23 protein-coding genes and 1 tRNA gene are annotated in these 22728 nt (G+C 63.8%); 14 read left to right on the forward strand and 10 right to left on the reverse strand.

From position 1 onward, the window contains the following. Positions 1-3: 3 nt before the first annotated feature. The 4 genes from MA07_RS22585 to MA07_RS22600 form a co-directional block, all read right to left on the reverse strand. On the reverse strand, positions 4-1113 hold the full coding sequence (locus MA07_RS22585; RefSeq protein WP_244445336.1) for an ABC transporter ATP-binding protein: 1110 nt from the start codon (positions 1111-1113) through the stop codon (positions 4-6). Continuing rightward, positions 1110-3296, reverse strand: coding sequence for an iron ABC transporter permease (locus MA07_RS22590; protein ID WP_036357248.1), 2187 nt, complete (start codon positions 3294-3296; stop codon positions 1110-1112). Before MA07_RS22590 ends, MA07_RS22585 begins: the two co-directional genes overlap by 4 nt. 109 nt (positions 3297-3405) lie before the next feature. Further along, the gene (locus MA07_RS22595) at positions 3406-4452 is read right to left on the reverse strand and encodes an ABC transporter substrate-binding protein (protein WP_036357250.1); all 1047 of its coding nucleotides are present in this window, start codon (positions 4450-4452) and stop codon (positions 3406-3408) included. A 115-nt stretch (positions 4453-4567) separates the two neighbouring features. Next, positions 4568-5362 carry an inositol monophosphatase family protein gene (locus MA07_RS22600; protein WP_052003441.1) on the reverse strand — a complete coding sequence of 265 codons (795 nt, stop codon included), beginning with the start codon at positions 5360-5362 and terminating at the stop codon, positions 4568-4570. A 187-nt stretch (positions 5363-5549) separates the two neighbouring features. On the opposite strand from MA07_RS22600, the gene MA07_RS22605 reads away from it, so the two are divergent. From MA07_RS22605 to MA07_RS22640, 8 genes are all read left to right on the forward strand, one after another. Beyond that, positions 5550-5996 (forward strand): NUDIX hydrolase, encoded by a 447-nt coding sequence (locus MA07_RS22605; RefSeq protein WP_036357253.1) that lies wholly within the window; start codon positions 5550-5552, stop codon positions 5994-5996. Positions 5997-6112: 116 nt separating this feature from the next. Then, entirely contained in the window at positions 6113-7285 is a 1173-nt protein-coding gene (locus tag MA07_RS22610) for a zinc-dependent alcohol dehydrogenase (protein WP_036357256.1), read from the forward strand. Positions 7286-7296: 11 nt separating this feature from the next. Beyond that, the gene (locus tag MA07_RS22615) at positions 7297-7872 is read left to right on the forward strand and encodes a hypothetical protein (RefSeq protein WP_036357258.1); all 576 of its coding nucleotides are present in this window, start codon (positions 7297-7299) and stop codon (positions 7870-7872) included. 8 nt (positions 7873-7880) lie between these two features. Next, positions 7881-8330 (forward strand): DUF488 domain-containing protein, encoded by a 450-nt coding sequence (locus tag MA07_RS22620; RefSeq protein ID WP_036357263.1) that lies wholly within the window; start codon positions 7881-7883, stop codon positions 8328-8330. 37 nt (positions 8331-8367) lie between these two features. Next, complete coding sequence (locus MA07_RS22625; protein WP_036357265.1) at positions 8368-8910, forward strand: MOSC domain-containing protein; 543 nt, start codon at positions 8368-8370, stop codon at positions 8908-8910. Positions 8911-9216: 306 nt separating this feature from the next. Beyond that, positions 9217-11028 (forward strand): ABC transporter ATP-binding protein, encoded by a 1812-nt coding sequence (locus tag MA07_RS22630; RefSeq protein WP_036357880.1) that lies wholly within the window; start codon positions 9217-9219, stop codon positions 11026-11028. Between the two features lie 44 nt (positions 11029-11072). After that, the gene (locus tag MA07_RS22635; RefSeq protein WP_036357268.1) at positions 11073-11570 is read left to right on the forward strand and encodes a GAF domain-containing protein; all 498 of its coding nucleotides are present in this window, start codon (positions 11073-11075) and stop codon (positions 11568-11570) included. Between the two features lie 10 nt (positions 11571-11580). Beyond that, complete coding sequence (locus MA07_RS22640; RefSeq protein WP_036357271.1) at positions 11581-12870, forward strand: FAD-binding oxidoreductase; 1290 nt, start codon at positions 11581-11583, stop codon at positions 12868-12870. A gap of 286 nt (positions 12871-13156) precedes the next feature. Here the strand turns inward: MA07_RS22640 and MA07_RS22645 are convergent, their stop codons facing one another. The 4 genes from MA07_RS22645 to hemA all read right to left on the reverse strand — a co-directional run bounded on the left by MA07_RS22645 (position 13157) and on the right by hemA (position 17156). After that, positions 13157-14839: a M10 family metallopeptidase C-terminal domain-containing protein gene (locus tag MA07_RS22645; protein WP_036357273.1), complete on the reverse strand. Its 1683-nt coding sequence runs from the start codon at positions 14837-14839 to the stop codon at positions 13157-13159. 448 nt (positions 14840-15287) lie between these two features. Beyond that, on the reverse strand, positions 15288-15548 hold the full coding sequence (locus tag MA07_RS22650) for a hypothetical protein (protein ID WP_152568982.1): 261 nt from the start codon (positions 15546-15548) through the stop codon (positions 15288-15290). A gap of 242 nt (positions 15549-15790) precedes the next feature. Continuing rightward, positions 15791-15865, reverse strand: a tRNA-Thr gene (locus MA07_RS22655). Positions 15866-15929: 64 nt separating this feature from the next. Further along, complete coding sequence (gene hemA, locus MA07_RS22660) at positions 15930-17156, reverse strand: 5-aminolevulinate synthase (RefSeq protein WP_036357277.1); 1227 nt, start codon at positions 17154-17156, stop codon at positions 15930-15932. 156 nt (positions 17157-17312) lie between these two features. Here hemA and MA07_RS30535 point away from each other — a divergent pair, with 156 nt between their 5' ends. The 6 genes from MA07_RS30535 (at position 17313) to MA07_RS22685 (ending at position 21708) form a co-directional block, all read left to right on the forward strand. Continuing rightward, the gene (locus MA07_RS30535; RefSeq protein WP_200879418.1) at positions 17313-17480 is read left to right on the forward strand and encodes a hypothetical protein; all 168 of its coding nucleotides are present in this window, start codon (positions 17313-17315) and stop codon (positions 17478-17480) included. 61 nt (positions 17481-17541) lie between these two features. After that, positions 17542-18831, forward strand: coding sequence for a UDP-N-acetylglucosamine 1-carboxyvinyltransferase (gene murA / locus MA07_RS22665; protein WP_036357279.1), 1290 nt, complete (start codon positions 17542-17544; stop codon positions 18829-18831). 130 nt (positions 18832-18961) lie between these two features. Next, positions 18962-19402 (forward strand): DUF2948 family protein, encoded by a 441-nt coding sequence (locus MA07_RS22670; RefSeq protein ID WP_036357281.1) that lies wholly within the window; start codon positions 18962-18964, stop codon positions 19400-19402. Beyond that, positions 19403-20695, forward strand: coding sequence for a histidinol dehydrogenase (gene hisD / locus MA07_RS22675; protein ID WP_036357283.1), 1293 nt, complete (start codon positions 19403-19405; stop codon positions 20693-20695). It abuts the gene before it with no gap. A gap of 17 nt (positions 20696-20712) precedes the next feature. Further along, positions 20713-21198, forward strand: a complete 486-nt coding sequence (locus MA07_RS22680; protein ID WP_036357284.1) for a UPF0262 family protein — start codon at positions 20713-20715, stop codon at positions 21196-21198. 3 nt (positions 21199-21201) lie between these two features. Further along, positions 21202-21708 (forward strand): low molecular weight phosphatase family protein, encoded by a 507-nt coding sequence (locus MA07_RS22685; RefSeq protein WP_280114254.1) that lies wholly within the window; start codon positions 21202-21204, stop codon positions 21706-21708. On the opposite strand, the gene MA07_RS22690 is transcribed toward MA07_RS22685, so the two are convergent. Next, on the reverse strand, positions 21673-21996 hold the full coding sequence (locus tag MA07_RS22690) for an AzlD domain-containing protein (protein ID WP_052003442.1): 324 nt from the start codon (positions 21994-21996) through the stop codon (positions 21673-21675). The two genes, MA07_RS22685 and MA07_RS22690, sit on opposite strands and share 36 nt — an antisense overlap. After that, a complete protein-coding gene (locus MA07_RS22695) occupies positions 21993-22703 on the reverse strand; it encodes an AzlC family ABC transporter permease (RefSeq protein WP_036357285.1) in 711 nt (236 codons plus the stop codon). The genes MA07_RS22690 and MA07_RS22695 overlap by 4 nt, the downstream gene beginning before the upstream one ends. Between the last annotated feature and the right edge of the window lie 25 nt (positions 22704-22728).

Below are 22728 nucleotides of genomic sequence, written 5' to 3' on the forward strand. Positions count from 1 at the left end.
GCCCTAGGCATCCGGAATGATGGCGACGCCGCGCTGGGTTGCGAAGGAGATCGCAACCGGAGTGCCGGGGGCAATCGCCTCCTTGCGTCCGTACTGGACGACGAACAGGTTCCCGATCGGGCTCTCCACGTCGTATTCCACCTGCGTGCCGAGATAGGACGTCTTGCGCACCGTGCCGGCCAGTGTTCCGGCCTGCACCGTCTCGTCGAGAAAAATTGCGTCGGGCCGAGCGGCCAGCTTCACAGGTCCCTGGCTTGCGCCGCGATGGGGAAGCTGAAGGTTGAGGCCGCCGATCCTCACCTGCGCGGTCGGTCCAGTGATGCTGGCGAGGTCTCCGGTGATGATGTTCGCATCGCCGATGAAGTCGGCGACGAACAGGTTGGCCGGTTCCTCGTAGAGCTCGTGCGGCGTGCCCGTCTGGGCAATGCGGGCGTTCGACATGACGATGATGTGGTCGGAGACCGCAAGCGCCTCCTCCTGGTCGTGCGTCACGTAGGCTACGGTGAGGTTGAGGTTCTGCTGGAGCTCGCGGATGTCCTCGCGCACGCGGCGGCGCAGCTTGGCGTCGAGGTTGGACAAGGGCTCGTCGAACAGCAGGACCTGCGGCTCCAGCACGAGCGCTCGAGCCACCGCCACACGCTGCTGCTGCCCGCCGGAAAGCTCGGACGGCGCGCGCTTCTCGAGACCTTTCAGGCCGATCAGCTCGAGCTTCTCCATGGCCATCGCGTAGGCATCCTTCTTGGGGACGCCTTGCACGCTAGGCCCATAGGCCACGTTTTCCAGGACCGACATGTGCGGGAAGAGCGCATAGGACTGGAACACCATGCTCACATCCCGGTCGGCGGCGGACAGGTTCGTCACGTCCCGGTCGCTGATCAGGATCTGGCCTTCGCTCGCCATCTCAAGTCCTGCGATCATGCGCAGGGTGGTTGTCTTTCCGCAGCCAGAGGGGCCGAGAAGGGTGACGAGCTGGCCGGGCTCGATGGTAAAGGACACGCTGTCCACGGCCGTGACGTTGCCATAGCGCTTCGTCACGTTGCGGAATTCTACGGAAGAGGCCTGCTTCTTGGACGCGGCGTTGGAGATGGAATGGACGGAGGACATCGTGTTCATGGAACCGCCTGCACGGCAACGGGGGAGGGGGCGGCGCTCGCGCTGCGGCGCCCGAGGCGCCGCTCGCCGACGATGAGCTGGATCGCCACGATGGCAAGCAGCATGACGATGATGAGCGCGGTGGAATAAGCAATGGCAAGGCCGAACTCGCCTGCCTCGACGCGGCCGACAATGTAGGTCGTCGCCATGTTGTACTCGGCGGTGACGAGGAAGATCACGGCGCTCACGGCCGTCATGGCGCGCACGAAGGAATAGACCAGCGAGGCGACAATCGCCGGGCGCAGCAGCGGCAGCACCACGCGGCGCATCGTGGTGGCCGAGCGGGCCCCTAAGGTAAGAGAGGCCTCGTCGAGGCTCTTGTCGATCTGGCTCAAGGTGGCGATGCCGGAGCGTACGCCCACGGGCATGTTGCGGAACACGAAGCACATGACGAGGATGAAGCCGGTGCCGGTGATCTCGATCGGCGGAACGTTGAAGGCTAGGATGTAGGATACGCCCACGACGGTGCCTGGAATGGCGAAGCTCAGCAGCGTGCCGAACTCGAAGGAGCGTTGCCCGGAGAAGCGCTGGCGCGTGAGGAGATAAGCCGTGAGCAGGCCGATGGCGGCGGTGAGCGGCGCGGAAAGAGCCGCCACCTTCACGGTGGCGAAGAACGAGTTCCAGGCCGAGCCCGAGAAGTAGAGGCCCCAATCGGCACGCTCGACCCGGAAGGCGGTGAGGAAGTGCTCGAAGGTCGGCGTGTAGTCGCGGCCCATGGAGCGCACGAAAGCCCCCACGACGATGATTGCGTACACGGCAACCGTGAAGATCGCCCATGGGATGGCCGTGAAATAGGAGGCGAGTGCGACCCGCCGCGGCAGCGGTAGCGGAATGCCTGAATCGCCCTTGCCCGTCACAGTGGTGTAGACCTTCTTGCCGAGCCAAGCGTGCTGCATCCAGAAAGCCCCGAGCGTGAAGGCGAGCAGGATGATGGAGAGCACCGCTGCGCGGCCCTGATCCTGTTGCGCGCCGACAACCGCGAAGAAGATCTTGGTGGAGAGCACCTCGTAATTGCCGGCGAGCACCAGGGGATTGCCGAAGTCGGCCAGACTCTCGACGAACCCGAGAAGAAATGCATTGGCGAGGCCGGGGCGCATGAGCGGCAGCGTCACGGTCCAGAACGTCGTCCAGCTTTTGGCGCGCAGGGTCTGAGAGGCTTCCTCCAGCGTGGGGCTGATGCCCTGCACCACCCCGATGAGAACGAGGAAAGCGATGGGCGTGAAGGCCAGGAGCTGCGCGATCAATACGCCGGGAAGGCCGTAGATCCAGCGCGAGCGCGGGACGCCGAACCACTCCCAGAGAAGGTTCGACAGGGCGCCCGAACGGCCGAAGAGGAGGATCAGGGCGAGGCCGATCACGAAAGGCGGGGTGATGATCGGCAGGACGCTCATCACGCGCAGGAGCTTCTTGTAGCGGAACTCCGTGCGGGTCGCGATGAGCGCGAAGGCAAGGCCCAGGGCCGTGGTGCCGAAGGCGACGAGCAGCCCGAGGAACAGGGTGTTCCACGCCACGCCGCAGCGCAGGTCGCTCGTCACGCAGTCGAGACCCCAGATCGACTTGTCCATGAACTTGGAGATGAACTCTGACGGCGCGAAGTTGCCGCTGTTGTCGGCGAATGCGCTCGCCAGGATCGTGGAGACCGGGAAGAACACGAAGACGAGGATGAGCGCGACCACGGCTCCGATGGAGGAGGTGATGAAGGCATCGCCGCGGCACCAGCCGCGCGCCGCGAGGCCATGGCAGAGAACGATCAGGAGCGCCGCCGAGGCGAGCGCGGCGCCATAGCCCATGCCGGCCTGGCGGGGGCCAGGCTCTCCGAAGACCTTCAGGGCGTCCATCGTCCAGCCGTTCAGACCGATGGAGAAGCCCTGAAGAACGATGAGGGCGAGGCCGAGAAGCCCGGACGCGAGGAGCCAAGTGCCCTTCTGTCGGAGCGATGGCCGGATAACCGGAACCAGCGTCATCCCGAGCGGCACGAGGATGGGCAGAAGCCACCAGGCGCCCCGGAATCCATGGGCCACCGCCGATCCGCTGACGAAGTAATCGGCGATGGTGGGAGAGGCGGAACGGTCGAAACCATACCAGGGCAGGAGGGCAAATCCGACCCAGCACAGAACGATCCAGCCAAGGGTTGCCCGCGTCATCAAGATTTTCCTGCCTCGCGGCCGGTGCGAAGACCGGCCGGCCCATCGATCAAGTTCGGATCCCCTTCGGCGAGGCGCAAGGCGTCCCGCCGAAGGCGCTGCTGGCCGACTATTTCGGCAGGTTCTTCACCTCGTTGTCCCACTTGGACAGGAGGCGCCTGCGCTCGTCGGAAGATCCGTACTTCGCGAAGTCGAAGTTGATGAGCTTCACGTCGGTGAGCTTCGGAGCCTGCGGCGGGATCGGCGTGTTCTTGTTCGACGGCACCTGGTAGGACTTGGCCTCGGCACCGAGCTTCTGCGCGTCTGCAGTCAGCGCCCAGTCGTAGAACTTCTTGGCGCTGTCCATGTTCTTGGCGCCCTTGATGATCGACATGGAGCCGATCTCATAGCCTGTGCCCTCGCAGGGGGCCACGACCTTCACCGGCGCCTTGTCGACGACCATCGTCACCATGTCGTGCATGAAGGTGATGCCGACGGTGGTCTCACCCAGAGCTGTCGCCTTCGCCGGGGCTGCGCCCGACTTGGTATACTGGTTGACGTTCTTGTGCAGCGCCTTGAGGTACTCGAAGCCTTTATCCTCGCCCATGATCTGAATGATGGTGGCGAGAAGCGTATAGGCTGTGCCGGAGGAGTTCGGATCGGCGACCTGCACCTCATCCTTCAACTCGGCTTTCAGCAGGTCGGCCCAGCACTTCGGTTCGCCGATATTGTTCGCCTTGGCCTGCTCGGTGTTGTAGCCGAAGCCGAGGGCGCCTGAATAGATCCCGACTGTGCGCTGTTTGGACTGCTCCCATTGGCGTACGGCCCAATCCTGCAGCTCGCTCATCTTGGGCGACTTGTATTCTTCCGTCAGGCCTTCCTCGGCGGCCTGCATGTGTGGGTCTCCCGTGCCGCCCCACCAGATGTCGGCGCGGGGGTTCTGCGACTCCGCCTTGACCTGCGCATAGATCTCGCCGGAGCTCTTGCGTGTCATGGAAACTTTGATCCCGGTCTCCCGCTCGAATGCGGTAGTCATGGCGCGGCACCATTCCTCCTGCACGGCGCAGTACATGACCAGCGCGCCTTGCGCCTGGGCCGCTCCGGCGGACATGAAGGACAGGGCCGTCATGGTGCCTGCCAGCATGGTTGCCGCAGCAAATGTCTTCTTGAGCTTCATTCCATCCTCCCGTGTTGTCATTTTTGATTGGCCGGCTAAGCTCCCCCCATTGCAGCGGCGGGTCAAGAGCCTTGCCGATCATTCAAATGTGAATCTTTGGAATAACATGCCTGCCTCAAGGCTCTTTGGAGATACCGGTTGCGGCCATGAGGGCAGGGGCCAGTTCCGGCGTGCAGGCGAGAACAGGATTGCCTTTTCTCAGGCCGTCCTTGGCTAGGAAGTTGTTGGTCCAGCCGCCCGCCTCCTCGATGATCAGAAGGCCGGCCAGGGCGTCCCAGGAATTGATGTGGAGCTCGCAATAGGCGTCGATCCGCCCATCGGCGACGTAAGCCAAGCCAAGGGTTCCCGATCCTGCACGGCGCACGTTGGCCCCGCCCGTCTTCAGCTTGTCGACCGCCGCGATATAGGGCTCGGGCGGCAGGCGCGGCGACCAGCCCGCCTCTACGGTGGCCTGGTTCATGTCGGCCAGGCCGCTGACCCGGATCGGCTCCCCGTTGAGGATCGCTCCGCGTCCGCGCTGGGCGGTATAGAGCTCCGCATGCATCACGTCATAGATCACGCCGATCTCGACGCGGCTGTCGCGCACGAATGCGATGGAGATGGCGAAATGCGGGATGCCCCGGGCGAAGTTCGCCGTGCCGTCGATGGGATCCACGACCCACACGTCACGCTCGAAGGAGCCGCCGCCCTCCTCGCCGAAGAAAGAGTCTTCCGGGAACAGTGCACTCAGGCGGGTGCGGATCAGCTCCTCCACCTCCGCATCCGTGGCGGTGAGGAAGTCCTGAGGCCCCTTGAAGTCGGGCCGCTGCGAGCGCGGCCGCTCCAGAAAGCGCTTGCGCGCCAGCACGCCCGCCTCCCTGGCGATGGCGCAGGCGGCGGCAAATCTCATGTCCAGATCGTTGGTCGTCATCGGGGCAGGGTGTCCTTCTGGATCAAAAGCGGGGCCTTCATTGTTATGAGCCCGTCATGGAGCTTCGAGAGGATCGTGTGACTTGAAAGGCAACAATGTCTTCATATCTTTCCGTCCAAGTCCTTCCTTAGCCGGCTCAAATCATCTACGTTACAATTTTACCCGATAGGAACCCTACTCTCGTCGAATGCCTCAGATCTCCAAAGATAAACTCAGTCAGGTTGCTGCGCTGCCCTTTCGCATCCGGGACGGAAGGATCGAGGTGCTTCTCGTTACGTCACGGGAGACCAAGCGCTGGCTGATCCCCAAGGGCTGGCCCATGAAGGGCAAGAAGCCCCACAAGGCGGCCGCGCAGGAGGCGGAGGAAGAGGCGGGCGTCAAGGGCGAGATCAAGAACAAGCCCCTCGGCTCCTACGATTACTGGAAGCGCCGGGCCGCGCATTTCGACCTCTGTCAGGTCAATGTCTATCCGCTCGAGGTGTCCAAGCAGCTCAAGTCGTGGCGCGAGAAAGGACAGCGTCAGGCGCAATGGTTCGGGGTGGAGGAGGCGGCCCACCAGGTGCTGGAACCGGCGCTCGCCGACCTGATTCGAAGCTTGCCCGAACACCTCCGCCCCGTTTCTCCGACGGGGTAGGCGGCAGTTTTTCAAGCCCCCCAGGGAACGCAAAGCCCCTCCAAGAAGTCTTTCCTGTGACGAAGGCGGTCGAGCGATAGAGCTTGGCCATTTTCCAGACAGTGAGGGAGACGTCGATGAAGGCGCTTGTTTGGCATGGCACCACCGATATCCGCTGCGATTCGGTTCCCGATCCTCAGATCGAGCATCCGCGCGACGCGATCATCAAGGTGACGAGTTGCGCCATCTGCGGCTCGGATCTCCATCTCTACGACCATTTCATGCCGGGCATGAAGTCGGGCGACATCATGGGCCACGAGTCCATGGGCGAAGTGGTCGAGGTCGGCCCGGAGGCGAAAGGCAAGCTGAAGGTCGGCGATCGCGTCGTGATCCCCTTCACCATCATCTGCGGCGAGTGCGACCAGTGCAAGCGCGGCAACTTCTCGGTCTGCGAGCGGACGAACCGGAACGGCCACATCGCCGCCAAGGCCTTCGGACACACCACGGCGGGACTCTTCGGCTACACGCATCTGACCGGCGGCTATCCGGGCGGGCAGGCCGAGTATCTGCGCGTTCCTTTCGCCGATGCCACGCACATCAAGGTTCCCAGCACGTTGTCCGACGAGCAGCTGCTCTTCCTCAGCGACATCTTCCCCACCGGCTGGCAGGCGGCGGTACAATGCGACATCGAGCCGACAGACACGGTGGCGATCTGGGGCGCGGGACCTGTCGGCCAGATGGCGATCCGCAGCGCCATCCTGCTCGGCGCGAAGCAGGTCATCGCCATCGACCGCGTTCCCGAGCGTCTCGACATGGCACGGGCCGGCGGTGCGATCACGATCAACTTCGACGAGGAGAGCGTCATCGAGCGCCTCAACGAACTCACCAACGGAAAAGGGCCTGAGAAGTGCATCGACTCCGTCGGCATGGAGGCTCATGCGGCGGGCACGGTCGACGCCATGTACGATCGCGTGAAGCAGGCCACCATGATGGAGACGGACCGTCCACATGTGCTGCGCGAGATGGCCTATGTCTGCCGTCCCGCAGGCACGCTCTCGGTGCCCGGCGTCTATGGCGGCCTTCTCGACAAGATCCCGTTCGGTGCGATCATGAACAAGGGCCTCACCATCCGCACGGGCCAGACGCACGTGAACCGCTGGACCGACGATCTCCTGCGCCGCATCGAGGAGGGGCAGATCGACCCGTCCTTCGTCATCACCCACACGGTGGGGCTCGATGAGGGCCCGGACATGTACAAGATCTTCCGCGACAAGCAGGACGGCTGCATCAAGGTCGTTCTCAAACCCTGATAGGTGAGATCATGCGCTACGAAACCGAAAGAACACGCCGTCGTGGCCATGCCGATACGGCCACCGACACCCTGGCCCGCGGCCTCGGGATCTTCTCCATTGCTCTCGGCATCGCCGAGGTCGTGGCGCCGCGCGCCCTGGCGCGGGCGCTCGGCATGAAAGGGCAGGAGGGTCTGATCGCAGGCTATGGTGTGCGCGAGATCGCAACCGGCATCGGCATTCTGGCCTCTAAGGATCCGACGCCGTGGATCTGGGGACGCGTGGCGGGCGACGGGCTCGATCTGGCGACATTGGCGACCGCGCTCGAGGGCAGGAACCCGAAGAAGGGCAATGTCGGCATCGCCATGGCGGCGGTGGCCGGTGTAACGGCCCTTGACGTCTACTGCGCCCAGACCCTGAGCCGCGAGACCACGCACCCCCTGCCGCCGATGCAGGACTATTCGGATCGCACGGGATATCCAGGCGGGATCGAGCAGAGCCATGGCGCGGCGCGGGACTTCGAGGTGCCGCGAGACTTCCGCGCGCCGGAGGCCATGCGGCCCTACACGCAGCCGCAGGCGCCGCAACGGCCGACGCCGTCCATGTAATCTGCGGCATGACGAAGCCGCAGGTTTTTACGATCGGATATGAGGGAGCGGACGTGGACCGCTTCCTCACCACCTTGAAAGATGCAGGGGTCGCGACGCTCGCCGACGTGCGCGCCGTTGCGCTCTCCCGCAAGCGCGGGTTCTCGAAATCCGCCCTACGCGATGCCTTGGCCCATCAGGACATTGGCTACGAGCATTTCATCAAGCTGGGAACCCCGAAGGAGGGCCGCCAGGCGGCACGCGCCGGCGACGGCGATCTCATGCGCCGGATCTATTGTGACGAGGTTCTCGCGACCGGGCCGGCGCAAGAGGCTTTCCGTGAGTTGGAGACGCTGGCTGGGAGCCAGCCGATCTGTCTCCTGTGCTTCGAACGCGATCCCGCAAACTGCCATCGAACGGTATTGGCGCAGCGATTGGCCGAACGCGGGTTCGAGACGGTGGATCTCACGGTTCTCTGACGCTACAAGGAGCAGCAGCGCAGGGAAGTGGGCATTCATGAACGCAATCGTCACGGCCGTGAGCCGCAGCTCCAGTCACAGCTTCAGCAAGCCCAATCAGGACTCCATCCACCTGCTGGCCGGTCTTGGCATCGAGGGAGACGCCCATCTGGGCACCACGGTCAAGCACCGCTCGCGGGTGGCGAAGGATCCCACCCAGCCCAACCTGCGGCAGGTTCATCTCATTCATGCGGAGCTTTTCGACGAGCTTACGACCAAAGGCTTTGCCGTCGCGGCCGGTGAGATGGGCGAGAACGTCACGACTCATGGGATCGACCTTCTGAGCCTGCCGGCCGGCGCGCGCCTGTTGCTTGGCGAGAGCGCCGTCATTGAGGTCACCGGCCTGCGCAATCCTTGCGTCCAGATCGACCGGTTTCAGAAAGGTCTCATGAAGGCGGTGCTGGGCAAGGACGAGCAGGGCAATACAATTCGCAAGTCCGGCATCATGGCGATTGTGCTCGAGAGCGGGGAGGTTCGGCCCGGAGATGCCATCCGGGTGGAATTGCCGGCCGAACCGCATCGGCCGCTCGAAGTCGTGTAAATCTCCAGAAAGCGGTGAAACAAAAGTGCGGTTGCCAAGTTGAACGAACTGCACTACTTTGCGTTCAGGTTTTTATTCCAGAGAGGGAGGGCTGCATGGCTTTTGTGTGCTTGCTGAACGTTCCTCCCGCGTCCCGCCCGAAATCCTAGGCTGGACCAGGCGGGGCTCCAAGGCCCGGCAAACCTTATCAAGATCTCCATATCCTTGACCATCGAGCGACGTCGAACGCGGTAAGCCGCCGTTCCTGCTGTCGCTCCTCGAAATTCCGGGAGAGGTGTGCGCACCAAGCGTCACCTGTTCGTTGCCATGAACCAGCAGAAGAAGGGCGGGGATGCGACCCGCGACGTTCTGAGATTCACGTTTCGCCACTGGCGCAATGAGCCGCGTTACGTGGCGTTGATCGTCGTCACCATGATGGTCTCGACGCTCGCCGATGTGTTCATGCCGGTCTTCGCCGGCCGGCTCGTCGACGCCATCGCCATGGGCGGCGACGATCGCGAGGCTGCCCTGCATGCGGCTCTCATGGCGTTCGCGTTCATGACCGGGCTCGGCCTGCTCATGATCGTCATGCGCCACCTTGCCTTCTACGGCATCGTGGAGCTGACCCTGCGCGTGATGGGCCGCGTGGCGCAGGATGCCTTCGCGCGCGTGCAGCGCTTCTCGACCGACTGGCATGCCAATTCCTTCGCCGGATCCACCGTGCGCAAGATTACGCGCGGCATGTGGGCGCTCGACCTGATGCACGACACGCTCCTGCTGGCCCTGCTGCCGTCACTGACGGTGCTTGCGGGATCGATGATCGTGCTGGGCTTGCGCTGGCCCGTCATGGGGTTCGTCATCGGCGTGAGCGCGCTGGCCTACATCGTCATGACGGCTCTGCTCTCGACCCGCTATGTCGCGCCTGCCGCACGGCTGGCGAATGCCTGGGATACGCGCGTGGGCGGCACGCTGGCTGATGCCTTGAGCTGCAACCCTGTTGTGAAGGCCTTCGGCGCGGAAACTCGGGAGGACGCGCGCCTCACGTGGGTGCTGAACAAGTGGCAGAAGCGCACGAGCCGCCTCTGGCAGCGTGGGACCAACAGCGGTACGGTGCAGTTCATCGCGCTGCTCGGCATCCGCGCGGCGATCATCGGCACGGCCATTTGGCTGTGGTGGGACAACCGCGCCACGCCGGGCGACCTCGCCTATGTGCTCACGACCTATTTCGTGATCCACGGCTACCTGCGGGATGTGGGCATGCACATCAACAACCTGCGCCGCTCGGTCAACGATATGGAAGAGCTGATCGACATTCATCGGGAGCGCGTCGGCGTGCCGGATCGTCCCGGCGCGAAGCCGATCCGGATCGGTCGCGGGGAGGTCGCGTTCGACCAGGTCACGTTCCACTATGCCGGCCATGACACGCCGCTCTATCGGAACCTGTCGCTGACGATGCATGCGGGCGAGCGCGTGGGCCTCGTGGGTCCCTCGGGCTCGGGCAAGACGACTCTCGTCAAGCTGATCCAGCGGCTCTACGACGTAACGGGCGGCGAGATCCGCATCGATGGGCAGAACATCGCCGAGGCTCAGCAGGCGTCCTTGCGTTCGCAGATCGCCATCGTGCAGCAGGAGCCGATCCTGTTCCACCGCACGCTGGCCGAGAACATCGCCTATGCGCGGCCCGGAGCCCGCATGGCGGAGATCGAGCGGGCGGCGCGGCTTGCCAATGCGCATGATTTCATCATGAGCCTGCCGAAGGGCTATTCCACGCTCGTGGGTGAGCGCGGGGTGAAGCTCTCCGGCGGCGAGCGCCAGCGCGTGGCCATTGCCCGTGCGTTCCTCGCCGATGCGCCGATCCTGATCCTCGACGAGGCCACCTCGGCCCTCGACTCGGAATCGGAGGTGCTGATCCAGCAGGCCATGGAGCGGCTCATGGTGGGGCGTACCTCCATCGTGATCGCCCATCGCCTCTCGACGGTGCGTGCCCTCGACCGTATCCTGGTGTTCGACAAGGGACGGATCGTGGAGGAGGGGGATCACCACAGCCTCTACGGCAAGGGCGGCCTCTATCGCCGCCTCTGCGACCATCAGGGGCTGGATTTCGGAAGAGCTCACCGGCCCGACATGGCGGCCGAATAGGCCGGGCTGGACAAGAAGCCCTCGAACTCATTAGGAAAAACCGCATGTTCGAAGTCAAAGATATCGCCGTCTCCGACAACAAGCGGGACTTTTACGCCTCGCTTGCTCAGCAGCTCACCGGCCTTCTGGAAGGCGAGCGGGACATGATCGCCAATGCGGCCAACATGTCCGCGCTGATCTTCCAGTTCCTGCCCGACCTGAACTGGGCCGGGTTCTACTTCATGCGTGAGGGCGAGCTCGTGCTCGGCCCCTTTCAGGGCAAGACGGCCTGCGTGCGCATCGCGGTCGGGCGTGGGGTCTGCGGGTCGGCGGTGGAGCGCCGGGAATCCATAGTGGTGCCGGACGTTCATGCCTTTCCGGGCCACATCGCCTGCGACAGCGCCTCCCGGTCGGAACTGGTCGTGCCGCTGATCAAGGATGGCCGCGTTCTCGGCGTGCTCGATCTCGACAGCCCCAATCCGAACCGCTTCGACGAGGAGGATCGCGAGGGCTGCGAACAGCTCGTGCGGATCTTCCTCTCAGCCACCGACATGACGCTCTAGTCAGTCCAGCATGTCGTCCGCCTATATCGACACCTATTACAGCCGGACCGTCTCCACGTCGGAAACCTATCCGGCTGCGACTGGTCGGATCGAAGCGGACGTCTGCATCGTCGGCGGCGGGCTCGCCGGATTGACTGCGGCGCTGAAGCTCGCCCGCAACGGGTGCAAGGTCGTGCTGCTCGAGGCGCAGCGGGTGGCATGGGGCGCTTCCGGGCGCAACGGCGGCTTCGTCTCGGCGGGCTATGCCACAGGACTGTCATCCATCGAGCGGCGGGTGGGGAAAGACCAGGCGAAAGAGCTCTTTCGCCTGTCGATGGAAGGCGTCGAGATCATCCGTCGAAATATCGATGAATTCGGCATAGCGGATGCCAAGCTCGTTCCCGGCATCGCAAAGGCCTTGCGCTACAACTCGCGCGGCGCGCTGCAGGCGGCCTGCGAGAGCCAGCAGCGCGCGTTCGGGCTGAACCTGCGCCACTTGGGCCGGGACGAGGTGAGAAGTCTCTTCGTCTCCTCGAAATATTATGAGGCGATCCTGGACGAGGATGCGTTCCATTTTCACCCGCTGAACTACGGACGTGCGCTTGCCCGCGAGGCAGCGCACCTGGGGGCTGCAATCCATGAGAACTCCGCGGTCGCGTCCGTCGATCTGGACGGCGCTCGAAAGATCGTCCGCACAAACAGCGCCGAGATATCAGCCGGCCATGTGGTGTTCACGACCGGCGGCTATACGGGCGCCATCTCGCCTGCCCTGAAACGCGCCTTCCTGCCGATTGCCACTTACGTCATGCTGACGGAGCATGCGCCTGAACTGCTGCAAAGCGCGATCCGCACCCCTGCGGCGATCCTCGACGATCGCCGGGCCGGGGACTACTACCGGCTCGTCGATGATGGCGGCCGCATTCTCTGGGGCGGGCGCATCACCACACGCACGGCGGATCCGCGGGACATCGCGGCCCTGCTGCGGCGCGAGATGGTGACGACGTACCCGCAGCTCGCCAGTCTGAAGGCCGAGATCGCCTGGTCGGGGCTCATGTCCTATGCCCGACACCTCATGCCTCAGATCGGGCAGCTCAAGCCGGGTGTCTGGTTCTGCACGGCCTTCGGTGGCCACGGCATGAACACTACGGCTATCGGCGGCACGGTGGTTGCGGAGGGGATTGCCGGCGAGAGCGACCGCTACCGTCTCTTCGAGCCTTTCGGCCTTGCATGGAACGGCGGCATTCTCGGGCGTGCCGCGGTTCAGCTCACCTATTGGGGCTATCAGGCCACTGACGCAGCCAAGGAATTCCGCTCTCGCTGAGCATGCTGCCTTACATCTTGGCCGCGGAGGCGACGATCCAAAGGCAGCTGATGCTGAAGGCGAGGCCGATCAGGTTCATCAGATAGGCCAGCGCGTCATTGGCAGGGTGGCGTCTTCCCGGACGATCCATCGTGCTTCCCCAAGAGCCCAGAGATGGTTCAGTGGGAATATGCCCAAGCTTGGAGCTTGTCCAGATGGTTAACACGGAGTTTCTGTGCACTGAGCCCAGCCAATATAGCTGAGCTCAGTGGCCATGACCGTGACTGCCGTCCAGATCGGGTGGGGATCAGAGATAGAAGTCGCCCTTGGACATTGCCGAAAGCCCGGCGACAGTGATGCCAAAGTCGGCGATCTTGTCGCCGTTCGTATCGCCCGACACGATTCCATCGGCAAAACGCAACTCTCCAGCCTTGCCGTGGAAGGCGGTCTTCCCGATGAAGGCGAACGCCTGATCGCCTGCGACCTTCGTGTTGGCATCGATGGCACGCAGATCGATGTGGTCGGAGCCGCGACGGAAATCCTTGATGGTGTCTGCCGAAGACATCCGTGAATGGGACGGCGAGGAGAAGACGAAAGTATCCGCCCCACTTCCGCCGATCAGCACATCCTTTCCGCTCCCTCCATAAAGTTTATCGCGACCTGCGCCGCCATTCAGCACGTCGTTGCCGCCTCGTCCATAGAGCGTATCATTTCCGGATCCGCCCTTGATCTCGTTGGCTGATCCATTGCCATAGAGGGTGTCGGTGTAAGAGCTGCCCGTGAGCCACTCGATGCTGGAATACGAGTCGCCGGCGGCATCGCCGCGGTTGTTGCTTCGCGTCTGAAGGTCGGCCACCACGCCGGCTTTCGCCGTGCTGTAGCTGGCAGTGTCCGTTCCGGCGCCTCCGCTCAGGAGGTCTTTTCCGCTGCCGCCGATCAGCACATCGTTGCCGCTCAACCCATAGAGCTTATCGTCGCCTGCATTGCCGCAAAGCGTGTTCTTGGCGTCATTGCCCTTGATGCTATCATCAGCGGAGCCGCCATAGGCATTCTCGATGAGGGCGCGGGTGTCGCCCTGATGCAGAAGCGCATTGGCGATGTTGCCGACGGCGAGCCTGGATCCATCCCAGTGGAGCTTGGCGCGCTGTTCCTGCGAGGTGATGCTCCACGCGCCAGGCTGAAGATCGATTGTCAGGGCCGTCGTGTAGTTGGTGAAGCTGTACGTGTCCGTGCCGCCGCCGTCCCAGACCGTAAGGAGAATCTGATTTCCGCCGGGAGCGCCCTGCCCGACCCCGTTGACGAACATCTCGCCGGTGGTCGGGCTCCATGAATACGTCGTGCTGCCGCTGTTGGTCTGATAGTTCGCGCCGTAGATATGTTGGAGGGCGGCGATGTCGTACATCATCAGGGACTGCGCATAGCCCCAGGTCTCGTTCATGTAGCCCGCGCCGGTCGATGCACCGGAATACGAGCGGTAGCTCATAACGGTGTATTCCATGCTGTCGTGCGACAGGGGCATGACTTTGCCTTCGTGCGCATGCTCAAGCCCGAGGGCATGCCCGATCTCGTGCACGATGGTGAGATAGGCGTAGTTACCCTTGGCAGGGCTTTCGTAGTTCCGGCTGGAATTGTTGACCCAGACATCGCCGCCGGTTGCGTCAGTTGTCGGGAAGTAGGCCCATGCGGTTCCCGGCACGTCCGATTGCGCAAAGCGCAGATCGGCTGACGACGCGCTCGCCCCGGTGGCTTCCTGGAACGTCAGGTTACTCACGGATGAGAACAGCTTCAAAGCCGAGCGCGTGATCGCCTGCTGCGTGTCGTTGAAGGAGCCGAAGCCCTTGGCCGTCTCACCGTCGCCATAATACGCACCATAAGCGCTGGCCGCGGTGGGGAAGCTGTACGTCAGGTCGCTCGGCACCCATTTGAGGTTGCCCAGAATGGAGTCGATGTACAGATTCCCAGTGGAGCTATAAGACTCGACAGCAGGCATTTTCAGCTAACTCTAAGAATAGAATAAGAGATGCGATGTCTCGCGCGCGATCTGGCGCGGGAAGCAAGCCGGGTTGCTCTGTGAAGGGCGATTTAGAATTCAGAGAGAACAGGCAATTGCTGCGCCAGGAAATGTAATCCTAAGCGCTACAGTAAATTGACGTGTGCCATTGTAATTTGCCCCATAGCAAGACTGTTATGTTTGTTTGTCTGGCTTAGAAAAATGACGTTAGGTAAGTTATTAAAAGATTAGCGGCAGGACTAAAAGCAGATTGGCTTGAAATTTAACCCTTTAGACAATGTGCCGCACGACCGGCCTTTGCAGCCTCACCAGGTGGGACGCCGCCAATGCTCAAAAGCAGAGGGTTCGTGATGCAAGGGCCAAGGCCCAGGAGGTGAACGCCCTTAGATGGGCATCTCCGGCGGCTCGCCTGACCCACCGGCCTTCTTCAGGTCGGGCGTCCCTCGTTGCGCTGTACGGAAATCGGCGCTTCTGAACTCATCTTCATGCGAACCCGAGCCTGGATGATCGCCTTGGCGCGTTCCGCATCGTCCAAGCTGCCTCGCTTTGCGAGCGCCTCCTGAGCCAGGAGGCGAATGTCCTCAAGGCGCCACTCCTCGCTCAGCCACGATCTGCCGATAACTTTGAGAATTGTCTCGAGAGTCGCATACGGATCCGCGATCTCAGGCGCTATGGCCGAGTCTTTCATGGTCCTCATCCCCCTTGTCCAAGCCGGAGGTTCTCCTCCGGTCATGTTCTTCAGGAGGGCTTCGTCTCAATGGCGAAAGCCTCTCCCGATGCAGGATTATTGCAAGGCTTTAGGGAGAAAGACAACTGCGCCTTTGGTCAGGACGCGCAGGCACACCTTCAAATGGAACGAGCGTTTATCTGTGCGGATAAAGAAGAAGCCCGAGGTCGTAGTTTCGAACTCTTGAGCCACGTGGCGGTGGCTGGTGCTGCCAGAGAGGATCGAACTCTCGACCTCTCCCTTACCAAGGGAGTGCTCTACCACTGAGCTACGGCAGCGCGCCAACGGGGAGGGCCGCTTACTGCCACAGGGCTGCCCTCCATGCAAGCTTGAAAATGATCTTTATTCGGCCGCCTGGACTTTCGGCTCCAGAGGGAGCCCGAGCGCGGTCCAGACCTCGATCAGGGCGGCGGCCAGGGCATCGATGTGGGCGTTGGAGTGGGAAGGCCCGGGAGTGATGCGCAACCGCTCCGTGCCGCGAGGCACGGTGGGGTAGTTGATCGGCTGGATATAGATGCCGTGCTTCTCCAGCAGCCGGTCGGAGGCCGCCTTGCAGGCTTCCGCATCGCCCACCATCACCGGCACGATATGCGTAGGCGTATCGAGGACCGGCAGGCCGGCGCCGCTCAGGACCGCCTTGGTGCGGGCGGCCTGGCGCTGTTGCTGCTGGCGCTCGGTGGAGGAGGACTTGAGATGCCGGATCGACGCCATGGCAGCGGCGGCGACGGCCGGGGGCAGGGCCGTGCTGAAGATGAAGCCCGGGGCAAAGCTGCGGATGGCATCCATCACGGCCCTGGTGCCAGTGAGATACCCGCCCATGACGCCGAAGGCCTTGGCCATGGTGCCCTCGATCACGTCGATGCGGTGCATGGCGCCCTCGCGCTCGGCGATGCCGCCGCCGCGGGGGCCGTACATGCCCACCGCATGAACCTCGTCGATATAGGTCATGGCGCCGTAGCGCTCGGCCAAGTCGCAGATGGCATGGATCGGGGCAATGTCGCCGTCCATGGAATAGACGCTCTCGAACACGATCAGCTTGGGCCGGTCGCCGGCCGCCTGGAGCAGCTCCTCCAGGTGCGCGAGATCGTTGTGGCGGAAGATCGCCTTGTCGCAGCCGGACTGGCGCACGCCCTCGATCATGGAGTTGTGGTTGAGGGCGTCCGACAGGATCAGGCAGTTCGGGATCAGCCGGGCGAGCGTCGAGATGCCGGTCTGGTTCGAAACGTAGCCCGAGGTGAAGACCAGGGCCGCCTCCTTGCCGTGCAGGTCGGCGAGCTCCGCCTCCAGCTCGACGATCGGGTGGCTGTTGCCCGAGATGTTGCGGGTGCCGCCGGCCCCGGTGCCGAGGCGCCAGGCCGTCTCCACCATGGCGCGGGTCACGTCCCGGTTCTGGCCCATGCCGAGATAATCGTTGGAGCACCAGACCGTGATGGGGCGCGGACCGTCCGGGGAGTGCCAGATCGCCTGGGGATAACGCCCGGCCAGGCGCTCGATATCGGCGAAGACGCGGTAGCGCCGCTCCGCCTGGAGACGATCGAGGGCTGACGTGAAGAAGTTCTGATAATCCATCATCTCACCGGGTGGGCAGTGCAACGTGCCCGGGGATATTGATCCCATTATGCCAGATCACATTGATCCGGGTCAAAGTTCTCAAGCGTGATATTGCGGTTGAGGGCCGCGTGCGAAGCCTCTATTGGGTAAAAGCGACGATGGGTCGCGTGAACCATGACTGACGTGAAATCGCAAGAGAAAGCCGACCGGCTCAAGGCGGCTCTGAAGGAAAATCTCAAGCGGCGCAAGGCGCAGGCGCGGGGGCGGCAGGCCGTCAGGGCGTCTGGAAACGAAATTGGCAGCTTGAGCGTTTCGGCAGAGCGCGACAAGCCGTCCGACTAGCCTGGAAAGCTCAGGGCGCGCATAGCGCACAGCCTACTGACCATTTTGCAAGGGAATATCGATGGATCGCATTCGCATCCGGGGCGGCGCGCCCCTCAACGGCCTGATTCCGATCTCAGGCGCCAAGAATGCGGCCTTGCCCCTCATGATCGCGAGCCTGCTCACGGCGGACACGCTCGAACTCGGCAACGTGCCGCGGCTTGCCGACATCTCCTCCCTGTTGAGGATCATGAGCAATTTCGGCGTCGATCACTCGATTGCCGGCCGTCGGCCGGGTCAGTCCTCGGAGACCGGCCAGACCGTCCGCCTGACGGCCAAGAACATCATCGACACCACGGCCCCCTACGAGCTGGTCTCGACCATGCGGGCGAGCTTCTGGGTCATCGCCCCCCTGGTGGCCCGCTTCGGCCATGCCAAGGTCTCCATGCCCGGCGGCTGTGCCATCGGCACCCGTCCGGTGGACCTGCTCATCATGGCTCTGGCCAAGCTGGGCGCCGTGATCGAGATCGAGTCCGGCTACGTGGTGGCGACAGCTCCCAAGGGGCTCCGCGGCGCCGAGATCGACTTCCCGAAGGTGACCGTGGGCGGCACCCATGTGGCCCTGATGGCCGCAACCCTCGCTCAGGGCACCACGGTGATCCGCAACGCCGCCCGCGAGCCGGAGGTGGTGGATCTCGCCGAATGCCTCATCAAGATGGGCGCCAAGATCCAGGGCGCCGGCAGCTCCGAGATCGTGATCGAGGGCGTGTCCAGCCTGCACGGCGCCTCCCATGACGTGATGCCGGACCGCATCGAGACCGGCACCTACGCCATGGCGGTGGCCATGACCGGGGGCGACCTGGTGCTCGACAACACCCGGCCCGACTATCTCCAGGCGGCCCTCGACGTGCTGGGCCAAGCCGGGGCCGAGGTGACCCCGACCCACGGGGGCATCCGCATCCGCCGCAACGGCAACGGCCTCCAGCCGGTCGACGTGACCACCGATCCGTTCCCGGGCTTCCCCACGGACCTCCAGGCGCAGTTCATGGCCCTCATGACCCGGGCGAACGGCACTTCGCGCATCCGTGAGACGATCTTCGAGAACCGCTTCATGCACGTGCAGGAGCTGGCCCGTCTCGGCGCCCAGATCCGCCTCGATGGAGACAGTGCCTATGTGGACGGTGTTCAGGGCCTCAAGGGCGCTCCGGTCATGGCGACCGACCTGCGCGCCTCGGTGTCCCTGGTGATCGCCGGCCTCGTGGCAGACGGCGAGACCACGATCAACCGGGTCTATCACCTGGATCGCGGCTTCGAGTCGCTGGAAGCCAAGCTCACCCGATGCGGCGCCTTGATCGAGCGGGTCAGGGGCTAAAGATCAAAAGGCCGGCATCAACGCCGGCCTTTTTCTTTTCCGGGCCGGAAGGCGAACCTGAGCGAAAGGTTGCGCCGGGGCAGGGGGCTCTCTACTTAAAGATCAAAGTTCAACAACAGGTTGGTGGGCCATGGACCTCCTGAGACTCGTCGCATTCGACCCTGAAGACCTTTCCGTCATCTCCGCTCACCTGCAGGATTCGCTGCTGCAGGTCGGGGACATCGCCTATCTGCCCAAGGAGCGGCGCTTTGCCATCCAGGTCCGCCGCTACGACTGGGAGGCGGCAACGCCCCAGCGGCGGCTGACCTGCATGCATTTCGAGAATGTTACGGGCGTGCGCGTCCGCGGCATCGACCGGAGCAACAAGGACGCGGTTCTTAACCTTCTCGCCATTGCGTTCGAGGAGAACGATGCCCCTTCGGGCACCGCCACCTTGATCTTTGCCGAGGGCGGAGCCATCCAGGTGGACCTGGAGTGTATCGAAATGCAGATGAAAGATACCGGCCCGGTCTGGGCTGCGGAAAGCCGCCCCTCCCACGAGGACCAGCTGCAAACGGCGGAGCGCCCGTAAATGGCGCAGAGGCTCGATGCGCGGGATGCCTCTTTCCCGCAAGCCTTCGCCGCCCTGCTCTCCGCCAAGCGAGAAGTCTCGGAGGATGTGGACCAGGCGGTGCGCGCCATCATCGAAGATGTGGTGGTGCGCGGCGACGAGGCGCTGATCGACTTTACCTACCGGTTCGATGGGCTGGCGCTTCAGCCTGAGACCCTGCGCGTGTCCGACGCCGAGATCGATGCCGCCGAGGCCCAGTGCTCCAAGGAAGCTTTGGAGGCCCTGGCGCTGGCCAAGGAGCGCATCGAGACCTATCACCGGGAGCAGCGCCCGAAGGACTTCAAGACCACGGACCCCGTCGGCGTGACCCTGGGCTGGCGCTGGACGGCGATCGAATCCGTCGGCCTCTATGTCCCCGGCGGCCTTGCGAGCTATCCGTCCTCAGTCCTGATGAACGCCGTGCCGGCGAAGGTGGCGGGGGTTCCACGCATCGCCATGGTGGTGCCGACCCCGCGCGGGGAGACGAACCCGCTCGTGTTGGCGGCCGCGCGCCTTGCCGGCGTCGACGAGGTCTTCCGCATCGGTGGCGCCCAGGCCGTGGCTGCACTGGCCTACGGAACTCAGAGCGTGAAACCCGTCGCCAAGATCGTCGGACCCGGCAATGCCTATGTGGCCGCCGCCAAGCGCCGCGTCTTCGGTCAGGTCGGCATCGACATGATCGCGGGTCCGTCCGAAGTGCTGATCCTGGCTGATGCCCATGGCAATCCGGACTGGATCGCCGCCGATCTCCTGGCCCAGGCCGAGCACGATACGGCCGCGCAATCGATCCTCATCACCGACAGCCCGGCGCTGGCCGACGCGGTGGAAAAGGCCGTCCAGCGCCAGCTCAAGACCTTGCCGAAGGCGGAGATTGCGGGCGCGAGCTGGCGGGATTACGGGGCGATCATCCTGATCGACCGGCTGGAAAACGCCATTCCCCTGGTGGATCGGCTGGCTCCCGAACATCTCGAAATCGAGACGGAGAACGCCGAGGAGCTTGCAGCCAAAGTTCGCAATGCAGGCTCGATTTTCCTCGGCAGCCATACACCGGAAGCCATTGGCGATTATGTGGGCGGCCCCAACCACGTTCTGCCTACGGCGCGCTCGGCCCGGTTCTCGTCGGGACTCGGCGTGCTTGACTTCATGAAGCGAACCTCGATCCTGAAATGCGATGCGAGCGCTCTGCGGACGCTCGGCCCGGCAGCAATCGCCCTCGGGCGGTCGGAGGGTCTGGAGGGGCATGCGCGGTCGGTTGCGATCCGCCTGAACCTCTGACCGGCAGAGGAGGCGGGATGGCGAGCGAAGCGAAGGAGCGGACCCGGCTGGTCGCCGTCACCCTCGACGAGGCCTCCATCGGCCGTGGCAACCCCGATCAGGAGCATGAGCGGGCCATCGCCATCTACGACATCCTCGAAGAGAACACCTTTGCGCTGCCGAACTACGATGGCGGGCCCTATGCCCTGCGCATCTCGCTCATCGACAAGAAGCTCTGCTTCGAGGTGACCACGCAGGACGGCGCGCATCTCATCTCGCACCATCTGTCGCTGACGCCGTTCCGTAAGGCTATCCGGGACTACGAGATGATCTGCGACAGCTATTACCAGGCGATCCGTTCCGCCTCGCCCGCGCAGATCGAGGCCATCGACATGGGGCGGCGCGGTCTGCACAACGAGGCGGCCGAACTGCTGATGAAGCGGTTGGAGGGCAAGCTCATCCTCGATTTCGGCACCGCGCGGCGCATCTTCACGCTCATCTTCGCGCTTCACTGGAAGGGCTGACGCTTGGAGGAGCGCCAAGACGAGCCCCTGGACGAGCCCCGCCCGAAACGGATCCATTCGGTTCTGTTCGTCTGCGCGATGAATGCGGTGCGGTCGCCCATGGCTGAGGCCATTGCGCGCCATTATTTCGGCAAGTCGATCTACGTGCAGTCCGCCGGCGTGCGCAAAGGCGAGCCGGATGGCTTCGTGTCCTCGATCCTGTCCGAGATCGGCATCGACGCCTCCAAGCACAAGCCGCGCACCCTGGACGAGCTGGAAGAGTGGGAGGGGCTCAACTTCGACCTCATCATCTCCCTCTCGCCGGAAGCCCACCACGCAGCGCTCGAGCTCACGCGCACCATCGCGGCGGATGTGGAATACTGGCCGACGCCGGACCCGACGATCACGCAGGGCTCGCGCGATCAGGTGCTCGACGCCTATCGCAACATCCGCGACGGGTTGATGTACCGCATCCGCCTGCGGCTCAAGCAGACCTCACCCAAAAGCCCGAATGACGGCCAGGGTGCCTAGACCGGCCACGAGGCCGACGATATCGATCCGCGTCACTGCCATGGCCACGATGGCGGCTGCGAGCGCGATCATGGCGGGCCAACCGTTGTCGATCACCACGGGCAGGATGGTTGCCAGGATGATGGAACCGGGCAGAGCGCGCAGGCCCCGCTCGATGCGCGGCGTGATGCGCACCCTGCTCATGACAACGACGCCTGCGATGCGGCACAGGAACGTCACCAGCGTCATGCCCGCGATGGCGAGGATCGAGCCCCAAGGGCTCGCGATGAAGCTACTGAGGCCGTTCATTCGATCAGCATCCCGGCGACGACGCCCGCCAGCGCACCGGCGATGATGAAGAAATAGCCCGGCACCAGTGCATGAACGATGAGCGAGACGAGCCCTGCCACCAGCCAGGGGAGGGCAGGCTTGGCGCCTTTCCACAGGGGCACGAGCATCACGCCGAAGAAGATCGGCATCACGAGATCGAGGCCGAAGCGCTTGGGCTCGGGCACGAGTGCGCCCGCGAAGAAGCCCACAAAGGTCGTTGCCAGCCAGACCAGCCAGAGAATGAGCGCGCAGCCCAGGAGCACGCCCACATTCCGTCCGCCTTCATTGTGATACCGGGTGCCGATGAGCCAGCCAGCCTCCGTGAGGAGGAAGAGGTTGAGCGCCGTGCGGGGAAGAGGCTCGTGCTTGAGCCATGGCTGGAGGGTTGCTCCGAGCATGATCATGCGCGCGTTCACCACCGCGGTGACGGTCATGATCGTGAGGATCGTCGCGGGCGTCCAGACCTGCTGCCAGATCTCGAGCCCCACCATCTGCGAGGCGCCGGCATAGACGAAGGCGGAGAGGCCCAGGGTCTCGCCGAGAGACAGGCCCTTCTGGGCTGCCGCCGTGCCGAACGCCAAGGCGAACATGATGAAGCCTGGGAAGGCCGGAAGGGCGGCGCGCGCCCCGTGGCGCAGGCCTGAGTAGGAAAAATGAGGGCGGAGAGCGGGGGGCATGAGCGTCATGCTCTGTGCCCTCCCGCATCCCCGC

The organism is Microvirga sp. BSC39 (genome assembly GCF_000739015.1).
In the GTDB taxonomy this organism is placed as follows: Bacteria; Pseudomonadota; Alphaproteobacteria; order Rhizobiales; family Beijerinckiaceae; genus Microvirga.

Bases quoted from the DNA above. Each gene is read 5' to 3' on its own strand.
- MA07_RS22585 (WP_244445336.1), bottom strand. From the start codon at position 1,113: ATGAACACGATGTCCTCCGTCCATTCCATCTCCAACGCCGCGTCCAAG.
- MA07_RS22590 (WP_036357248.1), bottom strand. From the start codon at position 3,296: ATGACGCGGGCAACCCTTGGCTGGATCGTTCTGTGCTGGGTCGGATTT.
- MA07_RS22595 (WP_036357250.1), bottom strand. From the start codon at position 4,452: ATGAAGCTCAAGAAGACATTTGCTGCGGCAACCATGCTGGCAGGCACC.
- MA07_RS22600 (WP_052003441.1), bottom strand. From the start codon at position 5,362: ATGACGACCAACGATCTGGACATGAGATTTGCCGCCGCCTGCGCCATC.
- MA07_RS22605 (WP_036357253.1), top strand. From the start codon at position 5,550: ATGCCTCAGATCTCCAAAGATAAACTCAGTCAGGTTGCTGCGCTGCCC.
- MA07_RS22610 (WP_036357256.1), top strand. From the start codon at position 6,113: ATGAAGGCGCTTGTTTGGCATGGCACCACCGATATCCGCTGCGATTCG.
- MA07_RS22615 (WP_036357258.1), top strand. From the start codon at position 7,297: ATGCGCTACGAAACCGAAAGAACACGCCGTCGTGGCCATGCCGATACG.
- MA07_RS22620 (WP_036357263.1), top strand. From the start codon at position 7,881: ATGACGAAGCCGCAGGTTTTTACGATCGGATATGAGGGAGCGGACGTG.
- MA07_RS22625 (WP_036357265.1), top strand. From the start codon at position 8,368: ATGAACGCAATCGTCACGGCCGTGAGCCGCAGCTCCAGTCACAGCTTC.
- MA07_RS22630 (WP_036357880.1), top strand. From the start codon at position 9,217: ATGAACCAGCAGAAGAAGGGCGGGGATGCGACCCGCGACGTTCTGAGA.
- MA07_RS22635 (WP_036357268.1), top strand. From the start codon at position 11,073: ATGTTCGAAGTCAAAGATATCGCCGTCTCCGACAACAAGCGGGACTTT.
- MA07_RS22640 (WP_036357271.1), top strand. From the start codon at position 11,581: ATGTCGTCCGCCTATATCGACACCTATTACAGCCGGACCGTCTCCACG.
- MA07_RS22645 (WP_036357273.1), bottom strand. From the start codon at position 14,839: ATGCCTGCTGTCGAGTCTTATAGCTCCACTGGGAATCTGTACATCGAC.
- MA07_RS22650 (WP_152568982.1), bottom strand. From the start codon at position 15,548: ATGAAAGACTCGGCCATAGCGCCTGAGATCGCGGATCCGTATGCGACT.
- hemA (WP_036357277.1), bottom strand. From the start codon at position 17,156: ATGGATTATCAGAACTTCTTCACGTCAGCCCTCGATCGTCTCCAGGCG.
- MA07_RS30535 (WP_200879418.1), top strand. From the start codon at position 17,313: ATGACTGACGTGAAATCGCAAGAGAAAGCCGACCGGCTCAAGGCGGCT.
- murA (WP_036357279.1), top strand. From the start codon at position 17,542: ATGGATCGCATTCGCATCCGGGGCGGCGCGCCCCTCAACGGCCTGATT.
- MA07_RS22670 (WP_036357281.1), top strand. From the start codon at position 18,962: ATGGACCTCCTGAGACTCGTCGCATTCGACCCTGAAGACCTTTCCGTC.
- hisD (WP_036357283.1), top strand. From the start codon at position 19,403: ATGGCGCAGAGGCTCGATGCGCGGGATGCCTCTTTCCCGCAAGCCTTC.
- MA07_RS22680 (WP_036357284.1), top strand. From the start codon at position 20,713: ATGGCGAGCGAAGCGAAGGAGCGGACCCGGCTGGTCGCCGTCACCCTC.
- MA07_RS22690 (WP_052003442.1), bottom strand. From the start codon at position 21,996: ATGAACGGCCTCAGTAGCTTCATCGCGAGCCCTTGGGGCTCGATCCTC.
- MA07_RS22695 (WP_036357285.1), bottom strand. From the start codon at position 22,703: ATGACGCTCATGCCCCCCGCTCTCCGCCCTCATTTTTCCTACTCAGGC.